Source organism: Hephaestia sp. MAHUQ-44 (assembly GCF_023806085.1).
GTDB lineage: Bacteria > Pseudomonadota > Alphaproteobacteria > Sphingomonadales > Sphingomonadaceae > Sphingomonas.
In genome coordinates this window covers 204614-217102 of the sequence record NZ_JAMSLX010000002.1, presented here as the reverse complement: position 1 = coordinate 217102, position 12489 = coordinate 204614, and the positions used below count along the sequence as shown (strand labels likewise).

15 protein-coding genes are annotated in these 12489 nt (G+C 66.2%); 9 read left to right on the top strand and 6 right to left on the bottom strand.

Annotated features, from left to right (window positions below; translation table 11 throughout):
* Nucleotides 1–13 precede the first annotated feature (13 nt).
* Nucleotides 14–1522, bottom strand: coding sequence for a YifB family Mg chelatase-like AAA ATPase (locus tag NFE57_RS03175; RefSeq protein ID WP_252134113.1), 1509 nt, complete (start codon nucleotides 1520–1522; stop codon nucleotides 14–16).
* 127 nt (nucleotides 1523–1649) lie between these two features.
* Here NFE57_RS03175 and NFE57_RS03170 point away from each other — a divergent pair, with 127 nt between their 5' ends.
* From NFE57_RS03170 to NFE57_RS03140, 7 genes are all read left to right on the top strand, one after another.
* On the top strand, nucleotides 1650–2024 hold the full coding sequence (locus tag NFE57_RS03170) for a PGPGW domain-containing protein (protein ID WP_252134112.1): 375 nt from the start codon (nucleotides 1650–1652) through the stop codon (nucleotides 2022–2024).
* 87 nt (nucleotides 2025–2111) lie between these two features.
* Nucleotides 2112–2246 (top strand): 50S ribosomal protein L34, encoded by a 135-nt coding sequence (rpmH, locus tag NFE57_RS03165; protein WP_252134111.1) that lies wholly within the window; start codon nucleotides 2112–2114, stop codon nucleotides 2244–2246.
* A gap of 5 nt (nucleotides 2247–2251) precedes the next feature.
* The gene (gene rnpA / locus NFE57_RS03160) at nucleotides 2252–2569 is read left to right on the top strand and encodes a ribonuclease P protein component (protein WP_252134110.1); all 318 of its coding nucleotides are present in this window, start codon (nucleotides 2252–2254) and stop codon (nucleotides 2567–2569) included.
* Nucleotides 2566–2778, top strand: a complete 213-nt coding sequence (gene yidD, locus NFE57_RS03155) for a membrane protein insertion efficiency factor YidD (protein ID WP_252134109.1) — start codon at nucleotides 2566–2568, stop codon at nucleotides 2776–2778. Before rnpA ends, yidD begins: the two co-directional genes overlap by 4 nt.
* Nucleotides 2779–2802: 24 nt before the next feature.
* On the top strand, nucleotides 2803–4506 hold the full coding sequence (gene yidC / locus NFE57_RS03150) for a membrane protein insertase YidC (protein WP_252134108.1): 1704 nt from the start codon (nucleotides 2803–2805) through the stop codon (nucleotides 4504–4506).
* Nucleotides 4506–5144 carry a ribosome biogenesis GTP-binding protein YihA/YsxC gene (gene yihA / locus NFE57_RS03145; protein ID WP_252134107.1) on the top strand — a complete coding sequence of 213 codons (639 nt, stop codon included), beginning with the start codon at nucleotides 4506–4508 and terminating at the stop codon, nucleotides 5142–5144. Before yidC ends, yihA begins: the two co-directional genes overlap by 1 nt.
* Before the next feature lie 76 nt (nucleotides 5145–5220).
* Nucleotides 5221–5886 carry a glutathione S-transferase family protein gene (locus NFE57_RS03140; protein ID WP_252134282.1) on the top strand — a complete coding sequence of 222 codons (666 nt, stop codon included), beginning with the start codon at nucleotides 5221–5223 and terminating at the stop codon, nucleotides 5884–5886.
* A 90-nt stretch (nucleotides 5887–5976) separates the two neighbouring features.
* Here NFE57_RS03140 and NFE57_RS03135 read toward each other — a convergent pair whose 3' ends face one another.
* Nucleotides 5977–6423 (bottom strand): cupin domain-containing protein, encoded by a 447-nt coding sequence (locus NFE57_RS03135; protein ID WP_252134106.1) that lies wholly within the window; start codon nucleotides 6421–6423, stop codon nucleotides 5977–5979.
* An 11-nt stretch (nucleotides 6424–6434) separates the two neighbouring features.
* Here NFE57_RS03135 and dapE point away from each other — a divergent pair, with 11 nt between their 5' ends.
* Complete coding sequence (gene dapE, locus NFE57_RS03130) at nucleotides 6435–7577, top strand: succinyl-diaminopimelate desuccinylase (protein WP_252134105.1); 1143 nt, start codon at nucleotides 6435–6437, stop codon at nucleotides 7575–7577.
* Here dapE and NFE57_RS03125 read toward each other — a convergent pair.
* The 4 genes from NFE57_RS03125 to NFE57_RS03110 all read right to left on the bottom strand — a co-directional run bounded on the left by NFE57_RS03125 (nucleotide 7564) and on the right by NFE57_RS03110 (nucleotide 11758).
* Entirely contained in the window at nucleotides 7564–9216 is a 1653-nt protein-coding gene (locus NFE57_RS03125; protein ID WP_252134104.1) for a putative bifunctional diguanylate cyclase/phosphodiesterase, read from the bottom strand. The two genes, dapE and NFE57_RS03125, sit on opposite strands and share 14 nt — an antisense overlap.
* Before the next feature lie 88 nt (nucleotides 9217–9304).
* Nucleotides 9305–9811: a Smr/MutS family protein gene (locus NFE57_RS03120; protein ID WP_252134281.1), complete on the bottom strand. Its 507-nt coding sequence runs from the start codon at nucleotides 9809–9811 to the stop codon at nucleotides 9305–9307.
* Between the two features lie 25 nt (nucleotides 9812–9836).
* Complete coding sequence (gene mltA / locus NFE57_RS03115; RefSeq protein ID WP_252134280.1) at nucleotides 9837–11117, bottom strand: murein transglycosylase A; 1281 nt, start codon at nucleotides 11115–11117, stop codon at nucleotides 9837–9839.
* Nucleotides 11114–11758, bottom strand: a complete 645-nt coding sequence (locus NFE57_RS03110; protein WP_252134103.1) for a Tim44/TimA family putative adaptor protein — start codon at nucleotides 11756–11758, stop codon at nucleotides 11114–11116. Before NFE57_RS03110 ends, mltA begins: the two co-directional genes overlap by 4 nt.
* Before the next feature lie 171 nt (nucleotides 11759–11929).
* On the opposite strand from NFE57_RS03110, the gene secB reads away from it, so the two are divergent.
* Entirely contained in the window at nucleotides 11930–12457 is a 528-nt protein-coding gene (secB, locus tag NFE57_RS03105) for a protein-export chaperone SecB (RefSeq protein WP_252134102.1), read from the top strand.
* Nucleotides 12458–12489 lie beyond the last annotated feature (32 nt).

Below are 12489 nucleotides of genomic sequence, written 5' to 3'. Positions count from 1 at the left end.
GCCGCAAGCGGCGTCAATTGCGCGGCGCCTGACGACGATAACTGAGCGCCTCGGCGATATGGAGCCGCCCTACCCCCTCGCTGCCCGCCAGATCGGCGATCGTGCGCGCGACACGCAGCACCCGTGTATACCCACGCGCCGAGAGCCGCATCGCCGCCGCCGCCTGCCCCAGTAATGCGCGCGCCGGATCGTCGGGGGTTGCGACCGCCGCCAGCAGATCGCCGTCGATCCCGGCGTTGGTGCGTGTCTCGGTGCCCTCATAGCGCCGTGCCTGTATCGCGCGCGCCGCAGCAACGCGCGCTGCGACCTCGGCCGATCCTTCGGCGGGCGGCGGCAGCACGAGATCGGCCGCGGTCACCGCCTGCACCTCGACGTGCAGATCGATCCGATCGAGCAGCGGCCCCGACACCTTGGCCTGATAATCCGCCGCGCACCGCGGCGCGCGCGAACACGCGAGCGAGGCGTCGCCCAGATGCCCGCAACGGCACGGGTTCATCGCCGCGACCAACTGGACCCGTGCCGGAAAGGTGACATGCGCATTGGCGCGCGCAACGCTGACCACGCCCGTTTCCAGCGGCTGGCGGAGCGAATCGAGCGCGGCACGCTGGAATTCGGGCAATTCGTCGAGGAACAGCACCCCCAGATGCGCCAGGCTGACCTCACCCGGCTTGACCTTCAGCCCGCCGCCGACCAGCGCCGCCATCGACGCCGAATGGTGCGGGCTGCGAAAGGGGCGCGTCCGGGTCAACCGCCCGCCCGCCAGCGTCCCCGCCACCGATTGCACCATCGACACTTCGAGCGCCTCGGCGGCGTCGAGCGGCGGCAGAATGCCGGGCAGGCAGCTCGCCATCAACGATTTGCCCGCCCCCGGCGGCCCGATCATCAACAGATTATGACCGCCCGCCGCCGCGATCTCGAGCGCGCGCTTGGCGGTTTCCTGCCCCTTCACCTGCTTGAGATCGGGGCCCGTACCGGGCGCCTCGGCCTCGCCGGGTTGCGGCGGAGAAAGCAGGCCATGACCCTTGAAATGGTTGAGCAGCGCCAGCAGGTCGGGTGCGGCGATCACCTCGATCGTCCCCGCCCACGCCGCCTCGGCGCCCTGGTTTGCGGGGCAGACCAGCCCCTTGCCTTCGGCCGAGGCGTGCAGCGCGGCAAGCAGAACGCCCGGCGATGAGGCAATCCTGCCATCGAGCCCGAGTTCGCCGACGACGACATAATCGGCCAGCGTCTCGGCATCGACGACCCCCATCGCGCCGAGCAAGCCGAGCGCGATCGGCAGGTCGAAATGCGAACCCTCCTTGGGCAGATCGGCGGGCGACAGATTGACGACGATCCGCTTGGGCGGCAGCGCGAGCCCCAGCGCCGCCACCGCACCACGCACCCGCTCGCGGCTTTCGGCGACAGCCTTGTCGGCGAGGCCGACGACGTGAAACGCGGGCAATCCGGCGATGAGTTGCACCTGCACCTCGACCGCGCGTGCCTCGAGCCCGAGATACGCCACTGTCGATACGATCGCGACCATGCCCTGCCCCCCAATGTCTTATCCATACCCTCTTTTCCGCGCGCGCCAACCGGAGCGGAACACCGCTGCTCCATTTCGATTCGAAACGGTTGCAGACCTTTCAACGCAACCCCAGATGGGCGCCGAGATGTCCGACCAGCCCGACGCCCCCCGGCGCACCCCTCATCCTGCGATCCGCATCGCGCTGCTCGTGGCCGGCACGCTGCTGATTCTGTCGACCCCGATCATCGGCCCGCTGCCGGGGCCCGGCGGGATTTTCGTTTTCATCGGCGGGTTGACCCTGGTGTTGCGCAACTCGCGCTGGGCGCGGCATCGTTTTGCGCGGCTCAAGCGACGCTGGCCCAGGCTGAGCGAAATGGCCGATCACGGGTTGCGGCGGCGCAGCTTTCATCGCCGCCGCGCGCGCGATATCGAACTGGGGCTGCGGGAACCCGAGCCGTCACTACGCGAGCGAATCAAACGCCGGTTCGTGGTACGCCGCAACGACAAGCGTTCGCGTTGACTCGGGTACGGCCTTTGCCTATGGGCTCGGGCCGTAAGGCCGTCCACGTGGCGGCCATTTTCAATTCTGAATTCCAAGGAATGATTGATGAAGCGCACCTTTCAGCCGAGCAACCTGGTGCGGGCACGCCGTCACGGCTTCCGCACGCGGATGGCAACCCCGGGCGGCCGCAAGGTAATCCGTGCGCGTCGCGCGCGCGGTCGCAAGAAGCTGTCCGCCTGAAGACGATGACTGTACGCCGCGATTTTCTCGCGGCGAATGCGGGCAAGCGCGCGCCGATGCCTGGCTTTGTGCTGTTGGCACGGCCGCGCGGCGACGACGATCCGACGATGCGGATCGGAATCACCGTCACCAAGAAGATCGGCAACGCGGTGATCCGCAATCGCATGAAGCGCCGTTTTCGGGCGCTCGCGCGTGAGGTGTTGCCCGAATATGGGCTCGCCGGCGCGGATCATGTACTGATCGGCCGGATGGGCGGCGTCGAGCGCGATTACGGGCGGCTACGCGCCGAATTCGCGAAAGCGCTCGCCAAGGTACGGGCGTGATCGCGAAGCTTCTCATTCTCCTGTGCCGGGCATGGCAGCTCGGCCCGTCGGCGATCATGCCGCCGACCTGCCGCTACCAACCGAGCTGTTCGGCCTATGCAATCGAGGCGCTTCGCCGCTATGGGGCGCTCAAAGGGGGGTGGCTCGCCGCGCGACGGATCGCGCGCTGTCATCCATGGGGCGGGTACGGCCCTGACCCGGTGCCTTGAATTCAGACGTAAGGACCACGCCTGGTGAGCCAAGACAATCGTAACCTCATCGTCTTCGCGATCATCGCGGTCGTCCTGCTGTTCGGTTGGCCGGTGCTTCAGCATCGGTTCTTTCCGAGCGCCAATCCCCCGGCAGCCCAGGTCGCGGATCATCAAAGCGGCGTTCTCCCGCCGCCTGCGGCCGGCCCCGCCGCCGATGCCCCGGCCACGGTACGCGACCGCCAGCAGGTGCTCGCCGAAACCCCCCGCGTGGCGATCGACACGCCCTCGCTGTCGGGCTCGATCAACCTCAAGGGGCCGCGCATCGACGATCTGATCCTCAAGGATTACAACCAGACGATCGCCAAGGATTCGGCGCCGATCCGGCTGCTGTCGCCCTCCGGGGCGGCCGATGCCTATTTCGCCAGCTTCGGCTGGCAGGCGCACGGGCTCACGCCGCCCGGCCCCGACACGATCTGGCAGGCCAGCGGCACCAAGCTGACGCCATCGACGCCGGTGACGCTGAGCGCGGTCAACGACGAAGGCCAGCGGTTCGATATCAAGATCGCGGTCGACGCGGATTACATGTTCACGGTCGCGCAGACGGTCTCCAATCGCGGCGCCAAGCCCGTCGACGTCGCCACCTATGCGCTCGTCAATCGCAAGGATATCTCGCAGGATCCCGATAGCTGGACCATCCATATCGGCCCGATGGCGGTGTATGGCGGCAGCGCGGATTACGACATCAATTTCAAGGATCTCGACAAGGAAGCCAAGCGGTTCGAGACGACCGGCGGGTGGCTCGGCTTTTCGGACAAATATTGGCTGACCGCGCTCGTTCCCGATCAGGGCCAGCCGTTTGCCGGCCAGTTCCGCGCGGGTGCCAACAAGGCCTATCAGGCCGATTACGCGCTCCAGCCCAGGACGATTCAACCCGGCCAGGCGATCACGCAGACCTCGCGTTTCTTCGCCGGCGCGAAGGAAGTCCGGTTGCTTGACGGCTACACCGACAACGCCGGCGTCGCGATGCTCGATTATGCGATCGACTGGGGCTGGTTCCGCGTCGTCGAAAAGCCGATCTTCTATTATCTCGACTGGCTGTTCCGATTGGTCGGCAATTTCGGCGTCGCGATCATTCTGCTGACGGTGACGATCCGCGGCCTGCTGTTCCCGATCGCGCAGCGCCAGTTCGCCTCGATGGCAGCGATGCGCGCGCTCCAGCCCAAGATGAAAGCGATCCAGGAGCGCTACAAGGACGACAAGCAGCGCCAGCAGCAGGAGATCATGCAGCTCTACAAGACCGAGAAGGTCAATCCGGTTGCGGGCTGCCTGCCGACGCTGCTTCAGGTGCCGGTATTCTATGCACTCTACAAGGTGCTGATGCTGACGATCGAAATGCGCCACCAGCCGTTCGTGCTGTGGATCAAGGATTTGTCGGCGCCCGATCCGCTGACGCCGATCAACCTGTTCGGGCTGCTGGCGTTTACCCCGCCCTCGTTCATCGCGATCGGCATCATCCCGATCCTGCTGGGCATCTCGATGTACTTCCAGTTCCGCCTCAACCCGGCGCCGATGGATGCGACGCAAAAGCAGATCTTCGCGCTGATGCCATGGGTGCTGATGTTCGTGATGGCACCGTTCGCGGTCGGCCTTCAGGTCTATTGGATCACCTCGAACATCCTGACGATCGCGCAGCAGCAATGGCTCTATTCGAAGCATCCCGCGCTCAAGCAGGCCGCAGCGAAATAATGGCCGCGTTTGACGACGCGGCGATCGAGCACGCACGCAAGGTTTTCGCGGGGCCGATCGCGTTCCTCAAGTCGGCGCCGACGCTGGAGTTCCTGCCCGGTGCCGACGTGCCCGAAGTCGCGTTCGCGGGCCGCTCGAACGTCGGAAAATCGTCGCTGCTGAACGCGTTGACCGGGCGCAAGGCGCTTGCGCGCACCTCGGTCACGCCGGGGCGCACCCAGGAACTCAACTTCTTCGACATCGGCACGCCGCTGGCATTTCGGCTGGTCGACATGCCCGGTTACGGGTTCGCCAAGGCGCCCAAGGACGTCGTCAAAAAGTGGCGTTTCCTGGTCAATGATTTCCTGCGCGGCCGCGCGGTGCTCAAGCGCACACTGGTGCTGATCGATTCGCGCCACGGCATCAAGGATGTCGATCGCGACGTGATGAAGATGCTCGACGACGCCGCGGTCAGCTATCGCGTCGTCCTGACCAAGGTCGACAAGATCAAGCCGACCGAACTCGAAAAGGTCGCGCGCGCGACCACCGAGGAAACGCGCAAACGCCCCGCCGCGCATCCCGACATCATCGCGACATCGAGCGAGACCGGGCTCGGCATCGCCGAACTGCGCGCCGCGGTGATCGAGGCGCTCGGCTAGCGTTCATTTCCCGTTTTCCGAAGCGGCACCGAAACAGATTATGGACAGCCGCGTAACGCTTGCTTACCCCGCTGGCATGAAGCTCATCATCGGCAACAAGGCCTATTCATCCTGGTCGCTGCGCGGCTGGCTGGCATGCAGGCAATCCGGCCTCCCGTTCGAGGAGGTCGTCGTACCGCTCTACGACGCCGACTGGAACCAGCGCCGCGAAGGCGCCGAATTCGGCCCCTCCTCGGGCAAGGTGCCGATCCTGTGGGATGGCGATGCGGTGGTGTGGGATAGCCTCGCGATCGTCGACTATCTCGCCGATAAGGCCGGCCGCGACATCTTCTGGCCGGCGGACAACGCCGCGCGCGCGATGGCGCGATCGATGGCTGCCGAGATGCATTCGAGCTTCACCGCGCTGCGCCGCAAACATTCGATGAATATCCGCCAGATCTTCGAAGCCCAGACCCCGGACGACGATGTGCTCGCCGACCTCCATCGGATCATGCAGATCTGGGCCGAGGCGCGTGCCCGCTTCGGCGGCGATGGAGCCTTTCTGTTCGGCGCTTTCGGCGCCGTCGACATCATGTTCGCGCCCGTGGTGACGCGGATCGTGACCTACCAACTCCCCGTTCCCCGCTTCGCGCCGGCGTATATGCACGCGGTGCTCGAACATCCGTTCATGCAGGATTGGATCGCCGCCGCGCAGGAAGAAGAATGGGTGATCGAGCAATTCGAGCAGCCATCGGCGGGGTAGCGTGATTTCGACCCACATGGAATTATCTGGCGACTCGGAAATCACGGCTAACAAAAGTTAATCCAGAGACGATCGGCGCTGGGTTCCCGTTTAGAACGCCGTACCATCCTTGCGACGAAAGCCCCGGCCTGGAAACAGATGCATGTCGATGTCGGGATAATGGCAATCGGTGTCGCCCGGCCGTCCGACCGCGACGAACACGCAATCGCGATCGCTGCGATTCTGGAGCACATGGCCGTTGCCGTCGGCCTTGGGAAACGCCGCGCAATCGCCCGCGTGCAGCACCGTCTCGCCGGCATTGTCGACCAGCACCGCCTCGCCCGCCATCATCACCACGAATTCGTCCTCGCCCTGATGCCAATGGCGTTGCGATGACCAGGCACCGGGTTTGAGCGTGACATGGCTCACCCCGAAATCGTCGAGCCCGGCAAGCGGTCCCAAACGACGATACCAACGTCCTTCGACCGCACGCGCATATTCGGGCGGATAGCCGGTCGCATTGCTCTGCGGGATTGTATCGAGATCGAGCTTGGGCAATGGAACCTCCCATGTCTGCCGCCAGTTTGCCCGATCCGATTGCGCTCACCAAGGCGCTGATCGCCCAAGACAGCGTGACGCCCGCACGCGGTGCCGTTTTCGACGTGCTCGAAGCCGCGCTCGCGCCGCTCGGTTTCGCGATCGAGCGCTTTGCTGCGGGCGAGGCCCCCGACGGGCCGGTCGAAAACCTGCTCGCGGTGCGCGGACAAGGCGGCACCCATCTTGCCTTTGCGGGCCATCTCGATGTGGTTCCTCCCGGCGCAGGATGGGCAAGCGACCCGTTCGCGGGCGAGGAACGCGGCGGGCTGCTTTACGGGCGCGGCGCGGTCGATATGAAGGGCGCGGTCGCGGCCTTCGTTGCGGCGGCGGCACAAGTGCCCGCCGACACCGGCACGCTCAGCCTGATCATCACCGGCGACGAGGAAGGCCCCGCGATCCACGGCACCCGCGCGCTGATCGAGCGGATGGCCGTACGCGATCTACGGCCCGATTTTTGTCTTGTCGGCGAGCCCACCTCGGTGACGCGGCTCGGCGACACGATCAAGGTCGGGCGGCGCGGCTCGGTCAACATCTGGATCGATGTTCCCGGCCAACAAGGGCATGTCGCCTATCCCCATCTCGCCGATAATCCGATTTCCCCGCTGATCGCGATCCTCGCCGAGATCGAGGGCATCGTGCTCGATGAGGGCACCGACTGGTTCCAGCCCTCGAACATCGAAATCACCGATCTCCACGTCGGCAACCCGGCGCATAACGTGATCCCCGGCAGCGCACAGGCACGGCTGAGCATCCGCTTCAACGATCGCCACCGCGGCGCCGACCTGGCCGCCCGCATCGCGGACATCGCGCACCGCCATGCCCCCGGTGCGATCGTAACACCGCTGATTTCGGGCGAAGCGTTCCTCACCCAGCCCGGCGCGCTGTCGGATGCGATCGGCGATGCGATCGAGGCCGCCACCGGCGCGCGCCCCGAGTTGTCGACCTCGGGCGGCACGTCGGATGCGCGTTTCCTGTCCAGACTCTGCCCGACGGTGGAATTCGGGTTGCTTAACGCGACGATGCACAAGCTCGACGAGGCCGTCGCGGTCGCCGATCTCCATCGGCTGACGGCAATCTACGCCGACATTGCACGCCGGTTGCTCAGCCGACGCTGATCGCGCGCTCGCCCGCGTGCACCCAGGCGACGAACGCGGTTTCGGGCATCGGCGGCGCGACCGCATAACCCTGGACGACATCACATCCCAGCACGCGCAACAGGTTGATCTGCGCGTCGCTTTCGACCGCCTCGGCGACTGCCTGACAGCCGAGCCCGTGGATCAGCCCGATCACCGCCTGTGCGATCGCGCGTGCCTCGGCATGTTCGACGACATGCTGGACGATCGAGCGATCGAGCTTGACCCGATCGATCGGCAGCATTTTGAGCCGCGCGAGATTTGAATAGCCGGTGCCGAAATCGTCGATCGCGACCAGCGCACCATCGGCGCGCAGCGCAGCGATCGCGGCGAGCACGTCGTCGCTGCAATGCATCGCCAGCGTCTCGGTGATCTCGAGTTCGAGCAACCGTGCCGGCGCTCCCGCCGCCAGCATCGCCTCACGCAGCCCACGGAAAAAGCTCGCATGATCGAGTTGGCGGCGGCTGACATTGATCGCCAGCCGCTGTTCGATCCCCATCCGACTCCAGCGCGCGATTGTCATCGCAACGGTATCGATCACCCATTGGCCGATCTCGACGATCATCCCGGTTTCTTCGGCACGCTCGATGAAGCTGCCCGGCAGCCGGAGCCCGTCGCTGGGATGGTTCCAGCGTATCAGCGCCTCCGCCGCGACGATCGCGCCATCGCTGAGCCGGACCTGCGGCTGATAGACCAGTGCGAACTGGTCACGCTCGATCGCGCTGCGCAAATCGATTTCAAGCTGGGCGCGGTCCGCCAACTGGCTCGCCAGCGCTTCGCTGAACTGTTCAACGCGGCCGCGCCCGCTTGCCTTGGCCTGATACATCGCGGCATCGGCGGCGCGCATCAACTCGGTGAGCGACGTGCCGTGCCGTGGCCTGAGCGCCACCCCCACCGATGCGCCGATCTCGATTTCCTGCCCGCCGATCTCGAACGGCTCGCCAAGCGCGAACAACACCGCGCGCCCGACGCGAGCAACCTCGGCGGCCGAGCCGATATCGGGCAGGAAGATCGTGAATTCGTCGCCGGCCAGTCGCCCGACGATAGCATGGTTTCCGCGCCCGGCGCGCGCCGCGACCGCACGCAACCGGTTGGCCACCATCCCGAGCAGCGAATCGCCGATCGCATGGCCGAGCGAATCGTTGACGGTTTTGAAGCGATCGAGATCGATGAACAGCAATGCAGCCACGCTGCCGGGCGCGAGGCCCGCCAGCGCGCGTTCGCAGCTCCTGCGGAAATTGATCCGATTGGGAAGCGCCGTCACCGGGTCGAACATCGCAAGCCGCTGCGCGCTTTCGAGATTTTCGCCAAGCTGGCGGAACAGACCGTCCATCGCGACCGCGAGTTCGGGTAACGTTTGCTCGATCTCGGCCGGCACCTCCTCATCCAGGTCGCCATTGGCCGCACGCGACAGACGGGCGGTCGCAACATCGACCGCCGACGCGACTCCCGCCAGCGCTCGCTCGACGCACGCCCAGCTCATCACCGCACAGATCACCGCCGGAATCAACGCGATTCCAGCGCTTTGCGCGTCGATTCGGCCGTGCGATGTCGCCACCAGCGCGAGGATGAACACCACCGCCCCCGCCGACAGAGCGAAAGCGACGGCGCGGCTTTTCAACGAAACGCCCTCGGTCCTCGTGATTCCCTGTCCCCTGCATGCACCCGCGCCCGATCTCCGGCGCGTATGTCGTCATGCGGCAAACAGGTTAAAAATTGGATGAAGCAGCGCGCCCACTTCGCCGCAGGATCAGATATAGCGCGCCCACTCCACCGTGACGCGGATGCGCGACCCGAACCGCGGCAATCGCGCGTGCATGGCGCGATGCGGCGAGCCAATCACCCACCGCCGCACGGATCGCACCGCGCACATGGGGCCGCTCGCTGCCGGTGCGCGGCGGGCGTCCGGTCACCAGCAACAGCACCCGGTCACCGCGCGCGATCGCTGCGCCCAATTGCGTGTCGAGCAATTCATAGGCCGCCTGCAGGCCGAGCCCGTGCAGATCGACAATCGAATCGGGAGCGACGACACCGTGTGCAAGCTTGCGATCCCAGCTGCCATCGAGCGTTTCGCCAGGGCCGGGCCGCGGCGGCGGCGGCGTTCGCGGCTTGGCAGCCGCGCGTACCGCAATCGGTCGGGCAGCGGCCGGCGAGTCGATCGGCGTGGCCACAGGCACCGGCAGCGACGCCCCGTGGAGCGGTCGCACGCTCGCCATCACCCGCGCCCACAGCGCGCGCTCGTCAGCGTCGAGCCGGCGCTCCAAGCCGCCCCTCCGCGGTCAGGCGTGCGATCGTGTCACGAGGAAGCAAGACGAAGGCGGTGCCGCGCGCGGACATCCCGCCCGCGATCGCGCGAGCCTCGTCGCCGGCGCCCCAGAAGGTATCGAACCGATTGCTACCCTTGATCGCGCCGCCGGTATCCTGCGCAACCCAGATGCCATTGGCGTCCACACGGTCCATCGACAGCAATACGGGGGCGCCCATCGGTACGAATTTGGGATCGACCGCAACCGTCCCCCCACCGGTCACCGGCAGTCCCATCGCACCTTCGGGTGGTCCCGAAAGCTCGCGGAAAAAGACGAAGCTCTTATTCTCGCGCATGATCGCGCGGCCTTCCTCAGGGCGCGCGCGCAGCCAGGCCATGATGCCCTGCATCGACGCCTCGCCGGGGGCCAGCAGCCCGCGATCCATCATCAATTTGCCAATGCCGGTATAGTCGCGCCCGTTCTGATCCTCATAGCCAAGCCGCATGATGCCGCCATCGGGGAGGCGCAAATTGCCCGAGCCCTGGATTTGGAGGAAGAATATCTCTACCGGGTCCGCCGCCCAGGCAATCACCGGCGCCGCACCCACCAGCGCCCCCTGCTCGATCGCGGTACGATCGTAGAACGGCACCAGATTCTTGCCATCGACGCGACCGCGCACGCGTTTGCCTTTGAGCGCGTCGGAAAACTGGCCAAGATCGACGTCGACCAGATTGGTGGGCCGGCCGTAGATCGGCACCTCATAGCCGCGTCGCTTCTCGCGCGCGCCGTGGATTTCGGGGATGTAATAACCGGTCGCAAAGGCCTTGCCGTCGCCGACCTGCACCGGCGCGAACCAGCGCACGAAAAAATCGTCAGCTCCCCCCTGCGGCACCGAGCCTGCCGCAGCACATGCCGCCTGCCAGTCGGCGCCACTGGTCAACCCGCTCGCGTCGGTACGGCGGACCAGCGACGGACAGGAAATACGGAACGCCGCGAGCGCGCGATCGGCCTGCGCGCGGTCGATCGGCAGCATCGTGAGCGCGGGGCCCGTAACGAGGCCGGCGGTGATCGCATTGGTTGCGCCCGCCACGGCGGCAACGGCGACCGGGGCGATCGGGGTGGAAGGCGTCGGCTGGCGGACCGGCACGTTGATTTCGGCGCGCGGCGGCGGCGATCCGGCGCTCGTCGGGCCGGCACCCTGCGGCACGATTCCGCCCGAACACGCCGCGACCAGCGCAGCGAGTGCCAATCCCCCCGCGCCGCGCCTCACGCTCAGGCCTCGTCGGTGTCGGAGAGTTTCCAGTTCGGGTCGTCGCTCTTGAGCGTCCGCGCGAAGGTCCAGATGTCGTGCGTTTCAACCGCATCGGTCAGCGTACCCGCGACGACATTGCCCTCCGCATCGCGCGTGATCGCGGCGATATCGGCATCGAAGCGCACCGTAATCTGCGCGTTACGGCCCTGAAGCACGGCGTTGGTGATGACTGCGCGTTCGATCGAGACGAGCCGGTTTTCGAGCGTATGCCCTGCCGCCTCGCGGGCAGCGATCGCCTCGCCGAACGCATTGGCGACATCGGATTCGGTCAGCCAGCCGAGCGCGTCGCGATCGCCCTTCCAGAATGCCTCGAGGATCATCCGGTACGCCGCTTGCGCACCCTCAAGGAATTGGGTCACGTCGAAACCGCCCTCGGCGGAGACGATCGCACGCAGCCCTGCCTCGGCCGGCGGTTCGACGACGCGGCCGGCGCTGTCACGCGGTTCGGGTGTCGCATCGATGGTACGCGGGGTCGCCGCCAGCGGCACACGCTCCTCGGCCGCACGCACCAACGGCTGCTCGTGCCCGGTGCGCTTGCCCAGAACCATATAGACGCGCAGCGCCAGAAACGCCGCGACCATCGCAAGAAGAACTACGTAGAACACTCTGCCTCCGGCATGTCGTCTTCCCTACATAGGCATAAGCGGGCGGCGGTTCAAACGCTGTCCACACCGCTGTGCCGTTGAACTGCGCGGATCGCGCTGCTAGGCGCGCACGCACGGTTTTATGCTGCGGCCTTCCGCAGCCAACGCTTCAAGTCAAAGGAAAGCACCATCATGGCGGAAATCACGGGCGCTCCGAACGAAGGTCTTCAGGCAAATGGCGCGGATACCGCACCCGCGGCAGGCATGATCTCGCAATATGTGAAGGATCTGTCGTTCGAAAACCCCAACGCGCCGGGTATTTTTCAGCGCCCGTCGGGATCGCAGCCGCAGATCGACGTGCAGTTCAACATCGGCGCCAACCAGATCGGCGACGAAGTGCATGAGGTGCTGCTCAAGCTCGAAGTGCGCGCCGAAGCCGATGGCCAGGTCGCGTTCGTGGTCGATCTTACCTATGCTGGGCTGTTCGGCCTCCGCAACGTGCCGCAGGAGCATATCCAGCCCTTCCTGCTCGGTGAGGCCCCGCGCATCCTGTTTCCCTTCGCGCGTCGCGTGCTGGCCGATGCGGTGCGCGATGGCGGGTTCCAGCCGCTGCTGCTCGAGCCGATCGACTTTACCGCGCTTTATCTCCAGCAGGCCGAGGCGCAGCGCGACCAGCCGGAGGGCAGCGACCCCGCTGGCGAGGAAGTCGGGCACGCCTGATGCCGCCGGCCGGGGCGCGCGGGAACGCATGA